This window comes from Klebsiella sp. F11, assembly GCF_056712265.1.
Window position 1 is genome coordinate 4,294,894 of sequence record NZ_CM160060.1, and the last position, 20,110, is coordinate 4,315,003.

The following is a 20,110-nucleotide window of genomic DNA, read 5'->3' on the forward strand; positions in this document are numbered from 1 at the left end:
GGCGGACTCCTGTCAAACGGTTTCCCTCCCCCCTGCGGCGAGGGAAGCGCGCCTAGCGGTCCCAGTACGCCTCTTCGAGGCTGTCTTCACGTTCCGGCAGCCCGCGGGTTAAACGCGGCGAGTGCTGATTCAGCACCTGATAGCTGACGCGGTTCGCGTATTTGCACACCTGCGCCAGCGAGGAGTAGGTCAGCCACCTACACCTGTGCTTGCTGGAGTTGGGGACGTTGTTACGATGGTAGTTATTCGCCGTAATATCGTGCAGCAGCGCCGCCAGCGCGCCGTCGCCGGCGCCGTTGGTATTCATGATTTTCTCCGGCCCGCCCATGTATGGGGCAATGTGCGAGTAGATACGCAGCGGGTTTTGACAATCCTGATGGCGCATCGCGCGGCTGAACTCATACTGATTAAATTCGGCAATAGCCCCCGGCAGCAGCGGATGCTGGGTTTTACGTTTCGCCTCGTCTTCGGTGAAGCCAGCCATATACAGGCCCGCAGGCCCGGCGGTACATAGCACCAGATCCACCCACTCCAGCGCCTTATCCGAGGCCAGCAGCGGATCGGCAAACCCGGTCAGCGCCTCGGCCTCTTCTTCGTTCATCGCCAGGATCGAGACATTGTCCTTCAGGAAGGTTTGCCACCACTGCGGGTTGTCGGCAATCACGTATTTGGTACCCAGCGTCAGCACCACCGGCACGTCGTGTTTTTTGGCGTATTCAATCGCTTTCATCGTGGCGTCCGGCATCGGTTCGCCGGGCTTGCAGCGCACCAGATAGGAGGTCAGGACCAGCGCTGAAGCGCCGGCAATCACCTCTTCCGGAATACTTTCCGGACGCAGCTTATTCATGTGCCCAGGGCTGATGGCGAAGGTGCGCTCGCCGGAGTCGCCGATCAGGGTGAAGCAGCGGCCAATCGCCCCGTCCACGCCCTGAAGGTAGTTAAGATCGGTACGGCTGGAGGTATTACAAAGATAGCGATAGGCGTAGCCGCCGATGTCGATATTGCTGCACATCACGCCGAGCAGCACCGAGCGATCGTCCGCCAGTACCGAATAGTTGTGCATGGTATTGCCGATAGTGCCACCGGCAAACTGGTGGGTGATCAGATCGTGACTCAGCAGATCCTGATAAAGCGCCTCGGCGATATCATCTTCAATCACCAGCGAATGGCCGGCGCTGAGGCCGTAGCGCGCAATAAACGCCTCATCCACTTTCGCTTCGATATCCACCAGCGTCTGATCGATGCCGACCACCCACGCAATATTGGACTCATTTTCCGGCTGTATTTGCTGCAGCAGCGGATCGCGGGCATTAACGGGAAAGTAGTGTTTAGATTTGCGTTTACCGGGAAATTTCATAGTGGCGATTTAGTGGCAGTGAACAGGCGGGGAATAGTAGCATACTCCCCGCGCCGCGCGCGATTAGCGATACGCTGCCGTCAGGTTAACCATCATCTCAATATGCGCCGCGTCGGCGTTGAGAGCAGGAATATACTCATACTTCTGCCCGCCGGCCTCGAGGAAGAACTCGCGGTTCTGCACGGCGATTTCTTCCAGCGTCTCCAGGCAATCGGCGGAAAACCCGGGGCAGAGAACCTGGACGTGCTTCACGCCCTTCTCGCCCAGCATTTTCAGCGTTTCGTCGGTGTACGGAGTCAGCCACGGCTCGCGGCCAAAGCGCGACTGGTAGGTCATCATCACCCGCTCGGGAGGGAGATCCAGCGCGGAGACCAGCTCCCGGGTGGTGTCGCGGCAGCGCTGCGGGTAGTCGTCCCCTTCGCGGGCGTAGCGCTGCGGAATGCCGTGATAAGAGAGCAGCAGCACGTCCGGCTCGCCGTGTTCGGCAAACGACGCGCGAACGCTGGCGGCGAGCGCGGCAATATAGCCCGCGTCGTCGGCGTAATCGCGGATAAAGGAGATTCCGGGGATCGCACGCTTTTTGCCGAGGATCCGCGCCAGCTCATCCCAGACCGCCGCCACGGTGGAGCAGGAGTACTGCGGATAAAGCGACAGCACCACGATATGGTCAACGTCCTGGCTCAGCAGCTCATCCACCGCGCTTTCAAGCGACGGCGAGCCGTAGCTCATCCCCAGCGCCACCGGCGTTTCAGGCAGACGCGCGGCCAGCGCCTGCTGCTGCTGACGGCTGTAGACCATCAGCGGCGACCCCTCTTCCATCCATACCGACTGGTAAAGCTTCGCCACCCTTGGTGAGCGCAGGGGGAGGATGACGCCGCGCAGCAGCGGCCACCACAGCAGACGAGGCGTATCCACGACCCGTTTATCGCTCAGAAATTGTCGCAGATAGCGCTTCACCGCGTCGGGGGTGGGCGCATCGGGAGTGCCTAAATTGGCCAGCAAGATACCTGTTTTCGTCTGATGCATTACCGCCTCTTAACCATTTGAATCGCAGCCAATTGTAGCTGAAATGGCGCTAAACGGAACCAATCATAGAAAAAGGTAGAATGAGAGGTGTTCTCATCCCGCCAAAACGGGATGAGAACGAACGGAATTAACCGAGGATTTTTTCCAGCTCAACGCGAACTTCAGCCACGGCTTTGGTGCCGTCAACTTTGGCGTATTGGGTGTTGCCCGCCTGCGCTTCTTTCTGGTAGTAGCCGATCAGCGGCGCGGTCATCTGATGGTATTCCACCAGGCGCTTACGCACGGTCTCTTCCTGATCGTCTTTACGGGTAGTCAGCTCTTCGCCGGTCACGTCGTCTTTACCTTCAACCTTCGGCGGGTTGAATTTGATGTGGTAAACGCGGCCGGAAGCGGCGTGGACGCGGCGGCCGATGATGCGATCGACGATCAGTTCGTCCGGCACGTCAAACTCAAGAACGTAGTCAACGGCGATGCCCGCTTCTTTCATGGCATCAGCCTGGGGAATGGTGCGCGGGAAGCCGTCGAGCAGGAAACCGTTGCGGCAATCTTCCTGAGTAATACGCTCTTTCACCAGCGCAATCACCAGCTCATCGGTCACCAGCTTGCCGGCGTCCATAATGTCTTTAGCTTGCTTACCCAGCTCAGAGCCAGATTTCACAGCCGCGCGCAGCATATCACCGGTAGAGATTTGCGGAATACCGTATTTCTCCATGATGAACTGAGCCTGAGTTCCTTTACCCGCGCCCGGAGCGCCAAGCAGAATAATACGCATTACGAAAATCCCCTCAAAAGTCGATTCTATTTTTCAAAAACGCTAAACCATACCACCAGAACGCAGATGGCTCAAGGAAGGCAGAACGGCTGAAACGGTTAATGGGCAGTTTATTTTGACTGAAGAGGGTATTTCACAAGGTTGGGGTAAATCCCCTCCCCCGTTTCGGGAGAGAGGATGGAGGGCGGGAATTACGATGCCAGCAGCTGGTTCATGCGACGGATAAACTGGTTAGGATCTTCCAGCGTACCGCGCTCGGCCAGCAGCGCCTGATCGAGCAGCAGCTCAACCCATTCGCCAAACTGGGCATCATCTTGGGTATCCGCAGCGCGCTTAACCAGCTGATGAGCCGGGTTCAGCTCAAAAATGTACTTCACTTCCGGCGCCGACTGGCCCGCAGCGGCAAACAGCTTCGCCATCTGGGTGCTCATTTCGTCCGCATCGGTGGTGACGATGGCCGGCGTATCGGTCAGACGATGGGTCAGACGGACCTCTTTCACCCGCTCGCCCAGCAGAGTTTTCACGCGGTCAACGAACGGCTCCAGCGCCTTTTCGGCCTCTTTGGTGCTTTCATCAACTTCGTCCGCCAGCTTATCCAGCGACTCGTCGGTTTTAGCCACCGACTGGAACGCCTTGCCATCGAACTCGGTCAGATAGCTCATCATCCACTCGTCGATGCGGTCAGAGAGCAGCAGCACTTCGATACCTTTCTTACGCAGCAGCTCGAGGTGCGGGCTGCTCTTCGCGGCGGCATAGCTGTCGGCGGTGATGTAGTAAATCTTCTCCTGCCCTTCTTTCATGCGCGAGACATACTCTTCCAGCGACACGGTCTGCGCGGCGGAGTCGGTATGCGTACTGGCGAAGCGCAGCAGCTTAGCGATGGTCTGCTGGTTCGCGGCGTCTTCCGCCGGGCCCTCTTTCAGCGCCAGGCCGAATTGCTGCCAGAAGGTCTGATATTTTTCGCCATCGTCTTTCGCCAGCTTTTCCAGCATCTGCAGCACGCGCTTGCTCAGCGCGCTGCGCAGGTTGCGGGTGACGCTGCTGTCCTGGAGGATTTCGCGCGAGACGTTCAGCGGCAGGTCGTTGGAATCAACGAGGCCGCGGACGAAGCGCAGGTAGTTAGGCATGAACTGCTCGGCGTCGTCCATGATGAAGACGCGCTGAACGTACAGCTTCAGGCCGTGTTTGTGATCGCGGTTCCACATGTCCCACGGCGCCTGGGACGGGATGTATAGCAGGCTGGTGTACTCCTGCTTGCCTTCGACGCGGTTGTGGCTCCAGGTCAGCGGATCGCTATAGTCGTGGGCAATATGCTTATAGAACTCGTGGTATTCGTCGTCTTTAATTTCTGACTTATTGCGGGTCCACAGCGCCTGCGCCTTGTTGATTTTCTCCCAGGAGATAACGGTTTCGCCGTCAACTTCTTCCTGTTTTTCAATCTCTACCGGCAGCGCGATATGGTCGGAGTATTTGCCGATGATTGAGCGTACGCGCCAGTCGTTGAGGAAATCATCCTCGCCTTCGCGCAGATGCAGGGTGATCTCGGTTCCGCGATCGGCCTTGGTGATATCGGCAACGGTGTAGTCGCCTTCGCCGGCGGACTCCCAGAACACGCCGTTTTCGGCGCTATCGCCCGCGGCGCGCGTACGTACCGTCACCTTGTCGGCAACGATAAACGCGGAGTAGAAGCCGACGCCAAACTGGCCAATTAGCTGGCTATCTTTGGCCTGATCGGAGCCCATCGATTCGAGGAACGATTTGGTGCCGGATTTGGCAATCGTCCCAAGATGATCGATAACCTCCTCACGATTCATCCCGATGCCGTTGTCGGCGATGGTCAGAGTGCGGTCGTCTTTGTTAAAAGAGACCCGCACGCGCAGCTCACCGTCGCCCTCGTAGAGATCCGGCTGCGACAGCGCGCGAAAGCGCAGCTTGTCGGCCGCATCGGAGGCGTTGGAAATAAGCTCGCGCAGGAAGATTTCTTTATTGGAATAGAGAGAGTGGATCATCAGGTGCAGAAGCTGTTTTACCTCTGACTGAAAACCGCGAGTTTCTTGTCCTTTCATCTAGCTTAACCTCAACAATGCCATGTTTAATGGTAAAAAAACCGTTGAGTGTGAGATGGGGACGGGAGGAAAATTTTTCAAGCAACGGCCGCGAAAAATGCGCGGACGCTGAATAATTCGGGCTGCGCGCGCAGCCCGAAGGTCGGGCTACAGCCGAATCTTATGCCGTCCGGCAAGGGAGTGCGACAGCGTGGTGCCGTCAACCATCTCCAGCTCGCCGCCGACCGGCACGCCGTGGGCGATGCGGCTGGCCTCTACGCCGTACTGCGCGCAGAGTTCGGCAATGTAGTTGGCGGTCGCTTCGCCTTCCACCGTGGGGTTGGTGGCGAGGATCACTTCCTGCATCGATTCGTCACGCAGCCGCTGCTCCAGGCGGTCAAGCCCGATGTCATCCGGACCGATGCCGTCAAGCGGCGACAGATGGCCCATCAGAACGAAGTAGCGGCCGGAAAACTGCCCGGTCTGCTCAATAGCGTAGATGTCCGCTGGACTCTCCACCACGCAGATCTGCCCGTTCTCCCGGCGGCGCGGATTGCTGCAAATATTGCACACCTCCTGCTCGGTGAAGGTGCGGCAATCGGCGCAGTGGCCGATTTCCGACATCGCGCGCGTTAATGCCTGCGCCAGGCGCATCCCGCCGCTGCGATCGCGCTGAAGTAGCGTAAACGCCATGCGCTGCGCCGACTTCGGGCCAACGCCCGGCAGGCAGCGCAGCGCTTCCATAAGCTGAGTTAACAGCGGGCTGGTTTGCATCAGAACGGCATCTTAAAGCCAGGCGGCAGCTGCATACCGGAAGAGACGGAGGCCATCTTCTCTTTCTGGGTCTCTTCAATGCGGCGCGCCGCATCGTTGAAGGCCGCAGCAACGAGGTCTTCCAGCATCTCTTTGTCATCTTCCAGCAGGCTTGGATCGATCTCCACGCGACGGCAGTTGTGCGCGCCGTTGATGGTGACCTTAACCAGCCCCGCGCCGGATTCACCGGTCACTTCCAGCTGCGCGATCTCTTCCTGCATTTTCTGCATTTTGTCCTGCATCTGCTGGGCCTGCTTCATCAGGTTACCCAGGCCGCCTTTACCACCAAACATAGGCTTCTCTCTCAGTAGGTCATCGTTAAGGATGATGATGGCAAGTCGAACTTGTCATCAAATGGGGCGAATACTCTCTTCATCCAGGTCTGCATCGAAGAACCGGCGCAGCGTCTGAATGTTGTTATCCGCAATAATCGCTTCACGCGCCTGCGTGAGCTTCTCTTCATAAATTGCCTGCCGCCACTCCAGCGGCGTGCGCATCGCGGGATTATCGTCTTCCACGATGGTCAGTTCAACCGCTGCGCCGTATAAAACGCCGAGCGCCTCCGCCAGCTTTTGCTGCGCGCCCGCGGAGTTGAGGTGCCGCTGGCTCGGACGCAGATGTAGGCAGATACGACTGCCGTCCTGCTCTTTCCACGCGTTGAGCGCCACCTGTTCAACCAGTTTCGGCACCGCAAGCTGGTTCACTTCCGCCGCCCAGCTATCGCGCTCGACCGCCTCAACGGCGAGTTTTGCCGCCAGCTCCGGGGTTTTCTCATGCTCCAGCGCTTTCTTCAGCGCCTTCGGCGTGGCGACTTCTTCCTTCACCGTTTCGACGATAGTCGTCGATTTCCAGCGATAGGCTTCTTTCCTGGCCGGGGCCTGCTCCAGCGCCGCTGCAGCAGGACGTGCCTGCACGCGCTCGGTAATCGAACTCAGACGCTCCAGCGCAGAGTTATTCACCGGCCGCGCGCGGGATGCGGCTGCCGGCTCACTCTTTTTTGGGCTGGGTGCTCCCTGATTACGCTGCAGCTGGCTGCGCGCCGCCAGAACCTGACTGGTGTTCTGCGGCAAATTCGGCGGCGGCGGCTGAACCGGCGCCGGCGCCGCGGCCTGCGTCGGCGCGGCGGCTATCGCCGGCACCGGCCGAACCTCCGGCTCGGGCAGCGGCTTATGCGGATGGAAAGCGAGCGCGCGCAGCAGGGTCATCTCGACGCCCATGCGCCGGTCGGGGGCATAGGGCAGCTCTTTACGGCCAATCAGCAGCGTCTGATAGTATAGCTGTACATCGGCAGGCGGCACGGTGCGCGCAAGCTCGCGCATCCGCTGCTCTATCGTGGCCATTTCGGCGCCGAGCGCCGACGGCGACAGCTGTACCATCGCGATGCGGTGCAGCAGGCTCTGCATCTCGACCAGCAGCGCCTCCCACTCAACGCCGCGCGACGCGGCCTCGTTAACGCCGGCCATCACCCGCTCGCCGTCTGCCGCCACCAGCGCCTCAATTAAAGAGAGCGCCTGATCATCATCCAGAGTGCCGAGCATCGCGCTGACCGACTCCGTAGTCAGGCGACCGTCGCCGCTGGCAATGGCCTGATCGGTGAGGCTCAGGGCATCACGCAGGCTGCCGTCCGCCGCACGCGACAGCAGCTGCAGCGCGCGGGGTTCAAAGGCTATCTGCTCTTCGCCGAGGATATGCTCAAGCTGATGGCGAATCTGCTCGACGTCCAGCGCCTTGAGATGGAACTGAAGGCAGCGCGACAGGATCGTCACCGGCAGCTTTTGCGGATCGGTGGTGGCCAGCAGGAATTTGACGTGCGCGGGCGGCTCCTCCAGCGTTTTTAACAACGCGTTGAAGCTGTGGCGCGACAGCATGTGGACTTCATCGATCAGGTAGACTTTGAAGCGGCCGCGGGCCGGCGCGTACTGAACGTTGTCCAGCAGATCGCGGGTATCTTCGACTTTCGTCCGCGAGGCGGCATCGATCTCGATCAAATCGACGAAGCGCCCCTGCTCTATTTCACGGCAGTTGTCGCACACGCCGCACGGCGTGGCGGTAATGCCGGTTTCACAGTTCAATCCTTTTGCCAGCAGGCGCGCAATGGAGGTTTTACCTACTCCGCGGGTGCCGGAAAAGAGATAAGCGTGATGGATGCGCCCTAACGACAAGCCGTTCGCCAGTGCGGTCAGCACATGTTCCTGGCCGACGACGTCAGCAAAGGTTTGTGGGCGCCATTTACGGGCTAAGACCTGATAACTCATGGGCTGGCTCTGAAACGCTGGAAGGTGAAATCACGAAGGGGCCATGCTATCACAGCCCCGCCGGATCGGCGAGGCCATGTATCGGGAAATGCTTAGTGACCCGGGAACGGAACCAGGCTATAGCTGCTGATGCCCAGCTTATCCAGACGCTGCTCGCCGCCCAGATCGAACAGATTGATGACAAAAGCGGCATCCTGCACCTCACCGCCCAGACGGCGGATCAGCTTGACGGTCGCATCGATAGTGCCGCCGGTCGCCAGCAGATCGTCAACCACCAGCACCTTATCGCCTGCTTTGATGGCGTCAACGTGGATCTCCAGGCTGTCGGTGCCGTACTCGAGCTCATAGCTCTCGGAGATAGTTTCGCGCGGCAGCTTGCCCGGTTTACGTACCGGAACGAAGCCCACCCCCAGCGCCAGCGCAACCGGTGCGCCGAACAGGAAACCGCGCGCTTCGGTGCCCACCACCTTGGTGATGCCGGCATTTTTGTAACGCTCGGTCAGCAGCTCGATGCTCAGGGCATAGGCCTGCGGATCTTCCAGCAGGCTGGTGACATCACGGAAAAGAATACCCGGTTTCGGATAGTCCTGAATGCTTTGGATGCTGTTCTTCAGATATTCAAGCTGCTGTGCAGTTGCGGTCATAGGTTTATGCCTGATCAAAACGGTGTTACTCACGGACGCGCCAAACGGGCCAGGGAAACATTTGTTTAACCTTTGACCAGGCGTATCCGCGCTCGAAAACGCTCGAATTTACTGGCTGTCAGCGACAATTGCAACAGGCATTATGGCGCATCAGCGCTTTTGTTGCTTTGCATCAACCACCGGAATACGCCACATAAATAGCAGCAGGCAGGCCAGAATCACCAGCAGCATAATACGTACCCACGTAAGCTTAACCAGCCACAGGGAAATGGCAAAGGTCAGTACGATCATCGCTATCGCCCGCGGCTTGGCGCCGGGCGGCATGGCGCGATACTGCTGCCAGTGGCGCAGGTAGCCGCCAAACCACGAGCGATACAGCAGCCAGTGATGAAAACGCGGCGACGAGCGGGCAAAGCACCAGGCCGCCAGCAAAATAAACGGCGTTGTCGGCAATAAAGGCAGGAACACGCCCAGCGTTCCCAGTACTACCGCCAGCCAGCCAATAATGATTAAAATAATACGTGGCATAATGCGAATCGTTATCAAGCAGATGTGGCTACTGTAGCACAGTTGCTTATCAGACCAGGGAGGAGTTATTTGAAAACAACCCGGCTTTTACACTCGCTGGAAGAGCAGCTTGCCCGGCTGGCCGCGGAGGTTGCGCCGCTGGCCAACCATGCGACGCTGAGCGCCCGCTTCGATCGCCAGCTGTTCCGTACTCGCAGCACGCTAATGCAGGCCTACCTGGATGAAGCCCGGGACAATTTTGCCAAATTACAGCAGACCGTTGCGCACCAGCAGCTGCCGCAGGTTGTCTGGCTGGCAGAACGCCTGAGCGCGCAAATTGCCGCAATCAGCCGCGAGACGGCGACCTGGCCGCTGCGCAGCTGGGACAGCGCGTCATCCGGGCTGGGTCGCTGGCAGCGGCGTCGGCTGAAGCACCAGGAGTATGAACGCCGCCTGCTGGCTATGCGCAACGACCGCCAGCGGCAGTGGCTGCAGGCAACGACGCTGGATGAACAGCAGCGCCTGGCGAAAGAGGTTGATGCCTGTGCCGGACGGCTGGCCCGCTGCCGCGATGCGCTGGAAAAAATAGAAAGCGTGCTGGCACGTATGACGCGCTAACAGAAGGAATGAGAATGTCGCTAGAAAACGCCCCGGATGAAGTCAAACTGGCCGTCGATTTAATCATGCTGCTCGAAGAAAACCAGGTCTCCGCGCAAACGGTACTCGGCGCGCTGGAAATCATTCGCCGTGATTATGAAAACAAGCTAAAGAACGCCTCGGAATCGGCGCAGGACGAGGAACAATAGCGGGCTACGGGGCGGCAAATCCGCCGCCCCGAGGTGCCGTTAGCCGAGCATCGGGGAAGGATCGACCCCTTTCACTTCACGCTTCAGCTCCGTGACTTCATCACCCTTTTCATTACGCAGATGTACTTCCAGCTGGTTGAAGGCGATGTTGATATTGTTCTCGCGGCACAGACGATCGATGGTGCGGTTCAGCTCGTCCACCGTGTAGCTGCGATCGCGCAGTTCGCGAACGTAGAGACGCAGTTCGTGATCCAGCGTGCTGGCGCCAAAGGTGGTGAAGAATACCGACGGCGCAGGTTCAGGCATCACCTTCGGATGCTCATGCGCGGCCTGCAGCAGGACCTCCTTCACCTTATCCAGATCCGAGCCGTACGCCACGCCGAGGCGGATGACGACGCGGGTAACGGTATCAGACAGCGACCAGTTGATCAGACGCTCCGTCACGAACGCTTTGTTCGGAATGATCACCTCTTTGCGATCGAAATCGGTGATCGTGGTAGCGCGGATGCGGATCTTGCTGACGGTGCCGGAGAAGGTCCCGATGGTGACCGTATCGCCGATGCGTACCGGACGTTCAAAGAGGATAATCAGGCCGGAGACGAAGTTACCGAAAATTTCCTGCAGGCCAAAGCCGAGACCCACCGACAGCGCGGCCGCCAGCCACTGCAGTTTGTCCCACGACACGCCCAGCGAGCCGAACACCGTCATCGCGCCAACGGCGATAATGGCGTAGTTCAGAATCGAGGTTATCGCATACGACGTCCCCTGGCGCATGTTGAGCCTTGAAAGAATCAGCACCTCCAGCAGACCCGGCAGGTTGCGGATGAGCGCCCAGGCCACCATCGAGGCGACTATCGCAAACAGCAGGCTGCCCATGGTGACGCTTTTGACCACGCTGACGCCCGCTTCGGTGCCGTTGTAGTGCCACAGGGTGATGCTATCGAGGTAGGCGAATACGGTGATCAAATCCGACCAAATGGCCCAGAACAGGATGCCGAACAGGGCGATCATCACCAGCATGGTGATACGCAGCGTTTGCTGGTTGACCTGCTCCAGGGCAATCGTCGGCTCCTCCTGCGGCTCGGCGCCCTCGGCGCCCTCTTTCACCAGGTGCTGGCGACGGGCCAGCGCGCGGCGCCAGGCGATACGGCGGGCCGCCACGCTCAGGCCGCGCAGCACGGTCTGGTAGAGCAGGTTCCACAGCATCACCAGATAGACGGTTTCAATCCAGCGGCCGGCCAGGCGCAGCGTGGTATAGAAGTAGCCGGTCGCCGTCAGCGCCATCAGCGCGATGGGGACAATCGACAGCACGGTGACGGTCACCAGGCGCAGGCCGTGCGACTCCTTATCGCGCCAGCTTTCGCGGCACATCGGCCACATCAGCACGGCGATCAGCAGCAGGTTGATAAAGATAACGAACTGCCCCAGCACGTCATCCATCAGACGCAGCGGAGAGAGCTCGGAGATAACCGACCACAGATTCAGCGGCAGCAGCGCCAGGCTGACACGGACAATCTGTCGCCGCCAGTGGCTGGTCAGCTGCGGCGGCATATTAAAGTGGCTCACCGCCACGCCGTCTTTTTCCAGAACCTTCCAGCACAGGCCAAACACCAGCCAGAACAACGCCAGCTTCTTGCTGTACGCCCACAGCAGATCGCTGATATTGAGCTGCATGGTCAGCAGAATCAGGCCGACGGCGAGAATCAACAGCACCACCGGCAGAGCTCGGATCAGATCGATGAAAATCGCTTTTGGCGTATGCAGCTGGGTATCATTGCGCAGCTGGCCGACCTGCGACGCCAGCTTTGCCTGGTAGCTGCGCAGCCACTGCAGGCGCCAGCGGATAAGGCCGGCGATCAGCAGCAGCGGCAGGCCGGCGAGGAAGGCCACGAACACCGCGGGCCAGGCCTTCTCCCAGTTTACGGTGATTTTCATCGCCTTAAACTGCCCTTTCAGCGCTTCGGGGAACGCTTTTATCCACTCCCAGTCCATGGGCTTGTTGCTGTTAACCCAGAAAATTTGCTGCGTCAGGATGGCCTTCAGGGCGCTGGAGACGCTCATCAGCTGCTGCTGGTTAATCTGCAGGTTAATCGCCATCATCAGCTGATTACCCAGCTGCTTGTTGAACTGATCGAGCAGCTCGCGGCGCATATCCACGACGTCCAGCAGGGCGTCGTGCACTTCCGGATTCACGTCGCTGCTGTGCCCCTCTTCCAGTTTTGCGACGTAGGCATCGCTCTGGAACAGGGCGTCGCGCTGCTGGTTTACCTCAAATTGTTCGAGGCGCAGGTCGGCGATGCGGTTGGTCATATCCTCCAGCTCGTCGGCAGACGGCAGCGTCTGCTGCTGCTGGTAAAGGATACGCGACAGCAGCAGGCTGCCCTTCAGGACCGAAATCTGTTCTTTGATATCGCGTTCCGACTGCAGCGCGCGATCGAGCCAGTTTTTGACTTTAATATTGCGCTGCACCAGCTGGTTGCCGTTTTCAGTCGCCGAGATCAGCCTCTGGCTAAGCTGGTGGTTAATCTCCAGCTCCTGCTGCACCAGCGGATTGGCCTGAATGCGTGCGGTTTCATCGGGCGTCACCGCTTCCTGGGCGGTTTTTTCCGTCAGCGTCAGCCGCTTGCTGTTAACGGCTTCCTGCAGCAGCTGCAGCTGATGCTCCAGGCGGTTGCTGTTAGCGCTGACGTAATCCCGCTGCTTCTGCAGGGTGTCCTGCAGGACGGTGTTACCTTCCAGACTTTTACGCTGCTGATCGATCTGCGCGTTCAGCAGCGCCTGTTGCGCCAGCAGCAGCCCCTGCTGGGTTGGGCGCAGGGATTCGTCTCCCACCGAGGTGCCGTTCAGCCGGTTACGGAGCTGCTGCAGCTGCTGGGACGCCGAATACATCGCGTTCTGCACGCGTTCCGGCTGGGTTTGCAAAGAGACCAGCTGGCTGTTGTACGTCGCCAGGTCGTTCTGGGCATTTTGCAATTCATCAAGGGTTTGGGTGACGCGAGCTTCCAGCTGACGAAGCGACAGCGAACCCAGCGTTTTACGCGTGGCCTCGTCGTCAGGCGCATCGCCGAGCGCGTTCAGGCCATCGACCGCCTGGCGCATTTTCGCCGGAGCCTGATCGACCTGCTGACGCAGCTGGGTTGCCTCCGTCTTGATGCGTTCAATTTTATCGAGCGTTTCGAGAGTTTGCGTCAGGTCCTGCTGAATAAGCTTATCCAGAGGAGAGAGATCTTTCTGTTTATTCAGCGTATTGAGCTGGCTCTGCACTTCAGAGCGATCGGGCAAATCCGCCGCGAAGGCCCGGGTCGCGCCGAGGCTGCCGACGAAAAATATCAGTACAATTACAAAAGCGGAAATGGCGTTTCGCCAACGGATAGTATGCAGCATAGTATTAACATGAATGATTGCAAAAGCCGGAGAATACCGGGGGTCGTCGCAGCGCGCAGAATAGCACTTCTACCCGCGCGCGAATAGCGGCGGATAGCGGCATTTTTTCGCGCTGCTTAAGGGCGGAAATGTGGGCTCAGCGTCAGAGCGCGGCCTCGGCTGGCGCCCGCAGCGAAGGGCAAAACTGATACATTTCCAGCAGCGTCTCGACAAATTCGCGCGCGTCTTTTTGCAGATCGAAAGAATCCGGCGCAAATAGCCAGTTTTCCATCAGGCCGGAAAGGTAGCTGCGCATTAAAATCGCCGCCCGCCGGGTTAGTAAATTGGCCGGCAGCATCTTCGCCGCAATACATTCGTTAAGGGTGTGTTCAATACGATCGTAGCTTTCGAGACACAGGCTGCGCTGCGCCTCCTGAACCACCGTCATCTCGCCAACAAACTCGCATTTATGGAAGATGATTTCCATCATCAGCCGACGACGCTCTTCTGTCACCGTGGCTTCAAGAATATAGACTAAGATCTCACGGACAACTGACAGTGGATCGTTGGGGAATTTTGCCCGATACTCAACTTCGAGGTCACTAATACTGGCCTCCGAGAGCACCCATATTTCATTAAATAAATCTGATTTATTCTTGAAATGCCAGTAGATAGCCCCCCTCGTCACCCCTGCAGCTTTTGCAATTGCTGCCAACGAGGTAGATGATACGCCTTGCTGCGAAAACAAACGCAGAGCAACGTCCAGAATGTGTTGCCGGGTTTCAAGTGCCTGTTGTTTGGTTTTTCGTGCCATAGGTCGATGAGTTTACAGAGGTTGCGTTTACATACATTTATGAATGTATGTACCATAGCATGACCATAATAGAAACACAGTAGTGGGTTTGTGGTCGTTTGAGCCACTGAACAATTTGAAATTGGACACTCGAGGTTTACATATGAACAAAAACAGAGGGTTAACGCCTCTGGCGGTCGTTCTGATGCTCTCAGGCAGCTTAGCGCTAACAGGATGTGACGACAAACCGGCTCAACAAGGGGCCCAGCAAATGCCGGAAGTCGGCATTGTGACGCTCAAATCCGCACCGCTACAAATCACCACCGAGCTGCCTGGCCGCACCAGCGCATACCGCGTTGCAGAAGTTCGCCCTCAGGTGAGTGGCATTATTCTGAAACGTAACTTCACTGAAGGTAGCGATATCCAGGCAGGTGTGTCCCTTTATCAAATCGATCCAGCTACCTATCAGGCCAGCTATGAAAGCGCGAAAGGCGACTTAGCCAAAGCGCAGGCGGCGGCAAACATCTCCCAGCTGACGGTCAAACGCTACCAGAAACTGTTAGGCACCAAATACATCAGTCAGCAGGACTACGACACCGCGGTTGCCGACGCTCAGCAGAACAATGCTGCCGTCGTAGCGGCAAAAGCTGCCGTCGAAACCGCGCGTATTAACCTGGCCTACACCAAAGTGACTTCGCCTATCAGCGGGCGTATTGGTAAATCGGCGGTGACGGAAGGTGCGCTGGTGCAGAACGGGCAAACCACCGCGCTGGCAACCGTTCAGCAGCTGGATCCGATCTATGTTGACGTTACCCAGTCAAGCAACGATTTCCTGCGTCTGAAACAGGAGCTGGCAAACGGTACGCTGAAACAGGAAAACGGCAAAGCCAAGGTCGAACTGGTCACCAGCGATGGTCTGAAGTATCCGCAGGGCGGCACGCTGGAGTTTTCCGACGTGACCGTCGATCAGACCACCGGTTCTATCACTTTGCGCGCTATATTCCCGAACCCGGACAGCTCCCTTCTGCCAGGTATGTTCGTCCGCGCGCGTCTGGAAGAAGGCACCAATCCTGACGCGCTGCTGGTTCCGCAGCAGGGCGTTACTCGCACTCCGCGCGGTGATGCCAGCGTCATGGTAGTGGGCGAAGGCGATAAGGTCGAAGTTCGTCAGGTTACCGCCACCCAGGCGATTGGCGACAAATGGCTGGTCACCAGCGGGGTGAAATCGGGCGATCGCGTCATCGTCGCCGGACTGCAAAAAGTAAAACCAGGCGAGCAGGTGAAAGCGCAGGAAGTAGCCTCTGATGATAAGCAGCAAGCCGCAAGCAAAGCTCAGTCAGAGTAAACCAGGTCTTAACTTAAACAGGAGCCGTTAAGACATGCCTAATTTCTTTATCGATCGCCCCATATTCGCATGGGTGATCGCCATAATAATCATGCTAGCTGGGGGACTTGCGATCCTGAAGCTGCCCGTCGCGCAATACCCAACGATTGCGCCGCCGGCAGTGACGATCTCCGCGACCTACCCCGGTGCTGATGCGAAAACGGTGCAGGATACCGTCACCCAGGTTATCGAACAGAACATGAACGGTATCGATAACCTGATGTATATGTCCTCCAACAGTGATTCAACCGGTACGGTTCAGATCACGCTGACCTTCCAGTCCGGTACCGACGCGGATATCGCGCAGGTGCAGGTGCAGAACAAACTGCAGCTCGCTATGCCGCTGCTGCCGCAGGAAGTACAGCAACAGGGCGTGAGCGTGGAGAAATCCTCCAGCAGCTTCCTGATGGTTGTCGGCGTTATCAACACCAACGGCACTATGACGCAGGAGGATATTTCCGACTACGTTGGCGCCAACATGAAAGATGCGATCAGCCGTACGTCAGGGGTGGGCGACGTTCAGCTGTTCGGCTCCCAGTACGCGATGCGTATCTGGATGGATCCGAACAAGCTGAACAACTTCCAGCTGACGCCGGTGGATGTCATTAGCGCCATTAAAGCGCAGAACGCCCAGGTTGCGGCCGGTCAGCTAGGCGGTACGCCGCCGGTGAAAGGCCAGCAGCTGAACGCCTCGATCATTGCGCAAACGCGTCTGAAATCCGCGGACGAATTTAGCAACATCCTGCTGAAAGTGAACCAGGACGGTTCGCAGGTTCGCCTGCGCGATGTGGCAAAAGTGGAGCTCGGCGGCGAAAACTACGACATCATCGCCAAGTATAACAACCAGCCGGCTTCCGGCCTCGGTATCAAGCTGGCGACCGGTGCTAACGCGCTGGATACCGCAAACGCCATTCGCGCCGAGCTGGCGAAAATGGAGCCGTACTTCCCGTCAGGCCTGAAGATTGTTTACCCGTATGACACCACGCCGTTCGTGAAAATCTCCATTCATGAAGTGGTTAAAACGCTGGCTGAAGCTATTATTCTGGTCTTCCTGGTCATGTACCTGTTCCTGCAGAACTTCCGCGCCACGCTGATTCCAACCATCGCGGTTCCGGTGGTCCTCTTAGGGACATTCGCCATCCTCGCCGTCTTTGGCTTCTCGATAAACACCTTAACCATGTTTGGTATGGTGCTGGCGATAGGCCTGTTGGTGGATGACGCCATCGTGGTGGTAGAAAACGTCGAGCGCGTCATGGCCGAGGAGGGGCTTCCGCCGAAGGAAGCAACCCGTAAATCCATGGGCCAGATTCAGGGCGCGCTGGTCGGTATCGCGATGGTGCTGTCGGCGGTATTCATCCCGATGGCCTTCTTCGGCGGCTCAACCGGGGCAATTTATCGTCAGTTCTCCATCACTATCGTTTCGGCGATGGCGCTATCGGTACTGGTTGCATTGATCCTGACGCCGGCGCTGTGCGCCACGATGCTGAAACCTATCGCTAAAGGCGGTCACGGCGAGCATAAAGGCTTCTTTGGCTGGTTTAACCGCATGTTCGATAAGAGCACCCACCACTACACCGATAGCGTAGGCAACATCCTGCGCAGTACCGGTCGTTATCTGGTGCTGTATCTGATCATCGTCGTCGGGATGGCATTCCTGTTCGTTCGTCTGCCGAGCTCGTTCCTGCCGGATGAAGACCAGGGCGTATTCCTCAGCATGGCTCAGTTGCCCGCTGGCGCCAGCCAGGAACGTACGCAGAAAGTGCTGGATGAGATGACGGACTACTACCTCACAAAAGAGAAAGCCAACGTTGAATCCGTGTTCGCGGTTAACGGCTTTGGCTTCGCGGGTCGTGGCCAGAACACCGGTATTGCGTTCGTCTCTCTGAAAGACTGGAGCGAACGTCCGGGCAGCGAGAACAAGGTTGAAGCGATTACCGGCCGTGCGATGGCGCGTTTCTCGCAGATTAAAGATGCGATGGTCTTCGCCTTTAACCTGCCGGCCATCGTCGAGCTGGGTACCGCAACCGGCTTTGACTTCCAGCTGATCGACCAGGGCGGCTTAGGTCACGAAAAGCTGACCCAGGCGCGTAACCAGCTGTTTGGTGAAATTGCGAAGCACCCTGACCTGCTGGTCGGCGTGCGTCCGAACGGCCTGGAAGATACGCCGCAGTTCAAGGTTGATATCGATCAGGAGAAAGCGCAGGCGCTGGGCGTATCCATCAGCGACATCAATACCACGCTGGGTGCAGCCTGGGGCGGTAGCTACGTCAACGACTTTATCGACCGCGGTCGCGTGAAGAAAGTGTACGTGATGTCCGAAGCGAAATACCGCATGCTGCCGGAAGACATTGGCAACTGGTACGTTCGCGGCAGCGACGGGCAGATGGTGCCGTTCTCGGCCTTCTCAACGTCGCACTGGGAGTACGGCTCGCCGCGTCTGGAACGCTATAACGGTCTGCCGTCGATGGAAATCCTCGGCCAGGCGACGCCGGGTAGAAGTACCGGTGAAGCCATGAACCTGATGGAAGAACTGGCGGGCAAGCTGCCGGCTGGCGTTGGCTATGACTGGACCGGCATGTCCTATCAGGAACGTCTGTCCGGTAACCAGGCTCCGGCGCTTTACGCCATCTCGCTGATTGTGGTATTCCTCTGTCTGGCTGCGCTGTATGAAAGCTGGTCGATTCCGTTCTCGGTTATGCTGGTGGTACCACTCGGGGTTATCGGCGCGCTGCTGGCCGCCACCTTCCGCGGGCTGACTAACGACGTTTACTTCCAGGTGGGTCTTCTGACCACCATCGGCCTGTCGGCGAAGAACGCGATACTTATCGTCGAATTCGCCAAAGACCTGATGGATAAAGAAGGCAAAGGTCTGATTGAAGCGACGCTGGAGGCGGTACGTATGCGTCTGCGTCCCATCCTGATGACCTCGCTGGCCTTTATCCTCGGGGTTATGCCGCTGGTTATCAGCTCCGGCGCAGGCTCCGGCGCGCAGAACGCCGTAGGTACCGGCGTAATGGGCGGGATGGTCACCGCGACGGTTCTGGCAATCTTCTTTGTGCCGGTATTCTTCGTGGTCGTGCGTCGCCGTTTCAGCAAAAAAACGGAAGATATTGAGCACAGTCATCCGACCGGGCATCATTAATCTCAGAGATCAGGGCCGCATTTGCGGCCCTTTTTTTATCGATGAAAACGCACACAATGCGATTGTTTAGCGGATGTTCTGCTATATAATCAGCGAAGAAGTAAGGTAGCCTATTTTTAGCAGATTATTCTTCACGGTTTAACCCTTCGGCCTCACTCAGAATATTCTCAATATCAGCATTACCCGTGGCTGCTGGCGGGCGCATAACAAAATATCCTGCTAACCCAATGATCCATAAGGTGTGCTTTACCATAGTCATCACCTTGATTTGTTGCGGTATAATAGAGTCCGCTGCTTTAAGATAAATTAAGGCTGATAATTGTAATTTTTCGTAATAGCACGGTGAAATCTGTTTAAGAGTGGATTATAGTTAAATCAACAGGATTACAATGTATGTGCCAGGTCTGTTAGTCGTGTTCATCCCATAACGGTGCTTGTTAGTCGTCGTTTAAACCACGCAAAAGGGGATGTGTTATGGACGAATACTCGCCAAAAAGACATGATATCGCACAGCTTCGATTTCTCTGCGAAACCCTGTATCATGATTGCCTTGCAAACCTGGAAGAAAGCAACCACGGGTGGGTTAATGACCCAACGTCGGCTGTCAATCTTCAGCTTAATGAATTGATCGATCACATTGCGACCTTCGCACTTAATTATAAAATTAAGTACGCTGAGGATAATAAACTGATTGCTCAGCTTGATGAATATCTGGATGACACTTTCATGTTGTTTAGCAGCTACGGCATTAACAGCGTAGATCTGCAGAAATGGCGTAAATCGGGAAATCGGTTATTCCGTTGTTTTGTTAACGCCAGCCGGGAAAATCCGGCCAGTCTTTCTTGTTAGTATTATTACAATTTAAAGGTGAATTTATGTCTGGTGAACCATTAACCAAAACGGACTATTTGATGCGCTTACGCCGCTGTCAGACAATTGATACGCTGGAACGCGTAATTGAAAAAAATAAATACGAACTTCCGGACAACGAACTGGCTGTATTTTACTCAGCGGCCGATCATCGTCTTGCTGAATTGACCATGAATAAGCTGTACGACAAAATCCCTACCTCGGTATGGAAATTCATTCGCTAATTCACTTCAGGTAACTGCCAGGCGGTAATCGGCCCTCTCCCCTCACTATGGCTACATTTGTGATATTACTCGCATAAATAGCCATGCGGCGCATCTGAAACCGGTTTCT

At 57.2% G+C, this 20,110-nt stretch carries 18 protein-coding genes and 1 other annotated feature; of the genes, 6 read left to right on the forward strand and 12 right to left on the reverse strand.

The features are described 5' to 3' along the window. Positions 1-52 precede the first annotated feature (52 nt). The 9 genes from AC1M2H_RS21155 to AC1M2H_RS21195 all read right to left on the reverse strand — a co-directional run bounded on the left by AC1M2H_RS21155 (position 53) and on the right by AC1M2H_RS21195 (position 9,440). Positions 53-1,357, reverse strand: a complete 1,305-nt coding sequence (locus AC1M2H_RS21155) for an inosine/guanosine kinase (protein ID WP_480148936.1) — start codon at positions 1,355-1,357, stop codon at positions 53-55. A gap of 63 nt (positions 1,358-1,420) precedes the next feature. Further along, positions 1,421-2,383, reverse strand: coding sequence for a ferrochelatase (gene hemH / locus AC1M2H_RS21160; RefSeq protein WP_480148937.1), 963 nt, complete (start codon positions 2,381-2,383; stop codon positions 1,421-1,423). Between the two features lie 127 nt (positions 2,384-2,510). Continuing rightward, positions 2,511-3,155, reverse strand: coding sequence for an adenylate kinase (gene adk, locus AC1M2H_RS21165; protein WP_480148938.1), 645 nt, complete (start codon positions 3,153-3,155; stop codon positions 2,511-2,513). Positions 3,156-3,346: 191 nt separating this feature from the next. Further along, on the reverse strand, positions 3,347-5,221 hold the full coding sequence (gene htpG, locus AC1M2H_RS21170; protein ID WP_480148939.1) for a molecular chaperone HtpG: 1,875 nt from the start codon (positions 5,219-5,221) through the stop codon (positions 3,347-3,349). A 147-nt stretch (positions 5,222-5,368) separates the two neighbouring features. Then, entirely contained in the window at positions 5,369-5,974 is a 606-nt protein-coding gene (gene recR / locus AC1M2H_RS21175; RefSeq protein ID WP_480148940.1) for a recombination mediator RecR, read from the reverse strand. After that, positions 5,974-6,306 carry a YbaB/EbfC family nucleoid-associated protein gene (locus AC1M2H_RS21180; protein ID WP_176917575.1) on the reverse strand — a complete coding sequence of 111 codons (333 nt, stop codon included), beginning with the start codon at positions 6,304-6,306 and terminating at the stop codon, positions 5,974-5,976. Before AC1M2H_RS21180 ends, recR begins: the two co-directional genes overlap by 1 nt. A gap of 57 nt (positions 6,307-6,363) precedes the next feature. Continuing rightward, positions 6,364-8,268: a DNA polymerase III subunit gamma/tau gene (dnaX, locus tag AC1M2H_RS21185; RefSeq protein WP_480148941.1), complete on the reverse strand. Its 1,905-nt coding sequence runs from the start codon at positions 8,266-8,268 to the stop codon at positions 6,364-6,366. Beyond that, positions 6,967-7,031, reverse strand: a sequence feature (DnaX frameshifting element). It overlaps the preceding gene by 65 nt. Before the next feature lie 92 nt (positions 8,269-8,360). Further along, positions 8,361-8,912, reverse strand: coding sequence for an adenine phosphoribosyltransferase (apt, locus tag AC1M2H_RS21190; protein WP_480148942.1), 552 nt, complete (start codon positions 8,910-8,912; stop codon positions 8,361-8,363). Positions 8,913-9,062: 150 nt separating this feature from the next. Further along, positions 9,063-9,440 carry a DUF454 family protein gene (locus AC1M2H_RS21195; protein WP_480148943.1) on the reverse strand — a complete coding sequence of 126 codons (378 nt, stop codon included), beginning with the start codon at positions 9,438-9,440 and terminating at the stop codon, positions 9,063-9,065. Positions 9,441-9,509: 69 nt separating this feature from the next. Here AC1M2H_RS21195 and priC point away from each other — a divergent pair, with 69 nt between their 5' ends. Together priC and rsmS are read left to right on the forward strand one after the other, a co-directional pair. Continuing rightward, the gene (gene priC / locus AC1M2H_RS21200) at positions 9,510-10,037 is read left to right on the forward strand and encodes a primosomal replication protein N'' (RefSeq protein ID WP_480148944.1); all 528 of its coding nucleotides are present in this window, start codon (positions 9,510-9,512) and stop codon (positions 10,035-10,037) included. A gap of 14 nt (positions 10,038-10,051) precedes the next feature. Continuing rightward, a complete protein-coding gene (gene rsmS / locus AC1M2H_RS21205) occupies positions 10,052-10,225 on the forward strand; it encodes a pleiotropic regulatory protein RsmS (protein ID WP_480148945.1) in 174 nt (57 codons plus the stop codon). Positions 10,226-10,264: 39 nt separating this feature from the next. On the opposite strand, the gene mscK is transcribed toward rsmS, so the two are convergent. Both mscK and acrR read right to left on the reverse strand, forming a co-directional pair. Then, positions 10,265-13,609 (reverse strand): mechanosensitive channel MscK, encoded by a 3,345-nt coding sequence (gene mscK, locus AC1M2H_RS21210; protein ID WP_480148946.1) that lies wholly within the window; start codon positions 13,607-13,609, stop codon positions 10,265-10,267. A gap of 142 nt (positions 13,610-13,751) precedes the next feature. After that, entirely contained in the window at positions 13,752-14,402 is a 651-nt protein-coding gene (gene acrR, locus AC1M2H_RS21215) for a multidrug efflux transporter transcriptional repressor AcrR (RefSeq protein WP_480148947.1), read from the reverse strand. A 142-nt stretch (positions 14,403-14,544) separates the two neighbouring features. On the opposite strand from acrR, the gene acrA reads away from it, so the two are divergent. Both acrA and acrB read left to right on the forward strand, forming a co-directional pair. Continuing rightward, positions 14,545-15,726 carry a multidrug efflux RND transporter periplasmic adaptor subunit AcrA gene (gene acrA / locus AC1M2H_RS21220; RefSeq protein WP_480148948.1) on the forward strand — a complete coding sequence of 394 codons (1,182 nt, stop codon included), beginning with the start codon at positions 14,545-14,547 and terminating at the stop codon, positions 15,724-15,726. Between the two features lie 34 nt (positions 15,727-15,760). Beyond that, a complete protein-coding gene (gene acrB / locus AC1M2H_RS21225) occupies positions 15,761-18,907 on the forward strand; it encodes a multidrug efflux RND transporter permease subunit AcrB (RefSeq protein WP_480148949.1) in 3,147 nt (1,048 codons plus the stop codon). A gap of 124 nt (positions 18,908-19,031) precedes the next feature. Here acrB and AC1M2H_RS21230 read toward each other — a convergent pair whose 3' ends face one another. Then, a complete protein-coding gene (locus AC1M2H_RS21230) occupies positions 19,032-19,160 on the reverse strand; it encodes a hypothetical protein (RefSeq protein WP_480148950.1) in 129 nt (42 codons plus the stop codon). Positions 19,161-19,381: 221 nt separating this feature from the next. Between AC1M2H_RS21230 and tomB the strand changes: the two genes are divergently transcribed. Further along, a complete protein-coding gene (tomB, locus tag AC1M2H_RS21235; RefSeq protein ID WP_041144356.1) occupies positions 19,382-19,756 on the forward strand; it encodes an Hha toxicity modulator TomB in 375 nt (124 codons plus the stop codon). Positions 19,757-19,782: 26 nt separating this feature from the next. Continuing rightward, on the forward strand, positions 19,783-20,001 hold the full coding sequence (locus AC1M2H_RS21240) for an HHA domain-containing protein (RefSeq protein ID WP_041144355.1): 219 nt from the start codon (positions 19,783-19,785) through the stop codon (positions 19,999-20,001). Positions 20,002-20,110: the final 109 nt, after the last annotated feature.

What these genes read in the sequence shown, in the direction of transcription:
- AC1M2H_RS21155 (WP_480148936.1), bottom strand. Translation starts at nt 1,357, where the DNA reads ATGAAATTTCCCGGTAAACGCAAATCTAAACACTACTTTCCCGTTAAT.
- hemH (WP_480148937.1), bottom strand. Translation starts at nt 2,383, where the DNA reads ATGCATCAGACGAAAACAGGTATCTTGCTGGCCAATTTAGGCACTCCC.
- adk (WP_480148938.1), bottom strand. Translation starts at nt 3,155, where the DNA reads ATGCGTATTATTCTGCTTGGCGCTCCGGGCGCGGGTAAAGGAACTCAG.
- htpG (WP_480148939.1), bottom strand. Translation starts at nt 5,221, where the DNA reads ATGAAAGGACAAGAAACTCGCGGTTTTCAGTCAGAGGTAAAACAGCTT.
- recR (WP_480148940.1), bottom strand. Translation starts at nt 5,974, where the DNA reads ATGCAAACCAGCCCGCTGTTAACTCAGCTTATGGAAGCGCTGCGCTGC.
- AC1M2H_RS21180 (WP_176917575.1), bottom strand. Translation starts at nt 6,306, where the DNA reads ATGTTTGGTGGTAAAGGCGGCCTGGGTAACCTGATGAAGCAGGCCCAG.
- dnaX (WP_480148941.1), bottom strand. Translation starts at nt 8,268, where the DNA reads ATGAGTTATCAGGTCTTAGCCCGTAAATGGCGCCCACAAACCTTTGCT.
- apt (WP_480148942.1), bottom strand. Translation starts at nt 8,912, where the DNA reads ATGACCGCAACTGCACAGCAGCTTGAATATCTGAAGAACAGCATCCAA.
- AC1M2H_RS21195 (WP_480148943.1), bottom strand. Translation starts at nt 9,440, where the DNA reads ATGCCACGTATTATTTTAATCATTATTGGCTGGCTGGCGGTAGTACTG.
- rsmS (WP_480148945.1), top strand. Translation starts at nt 10,052, where the DNA reads ATGTCGCTAGAAAACGCCCCGGATGAAGTCAAACTGGCCGTCGATTTA.
- mscK (WP_480148946.1), bottom strand. Translation starts at nt 13,609, where the DNA reads ATGCTGCATACTATCCGTTGGCGAAACGCCATTTCCGCTTTTGTAATT.
- acrR (WP_480148947.1), bottom strand. Translation starts at nt 14,402, where the DNA reads ATGGCACGAAAAACCAAACAACAGGCACTTGAAACCCGGCAACACATT.
- acrA (WP_480148948.1), top strand. Translation starts at nt 14,545, where the DNA reads ATGAACAAAAACAGAGGGTTAACGCCTCTGGCGGTCGTTCTGATGCTC.
- acrB (WP_480148949.1), top strand. Translation starts at nt 15,761, where the DNA reads ATGCCTAATTTCTTTATCGATCGCCCCATATTCGCATGGGTGATCGCC.
- AC1M2H_RS21230 (WP_480148950.1), bottom strand. Translation starts at nt 19,160, where the DNA reads ATGGTAAAGCACACCTTATGGATCATTGGGTTAGCAGGATATTTTGTT.
- tomB (WP_041144356.1), top strand. Translation starts at nt 19,382, where the DNA reads ATGGACGAATACTCGCCAAAAAGACATGATATCGCACAGCTTCGATTT.
- AC1M2H_RS21240 (WP_041144355.1), top strand. Translation starts at nt 19,783, where the DNA reads ATGTCTGGTGAACCATTAACCAAAACGGACTATTTGATGCGCTTACGC.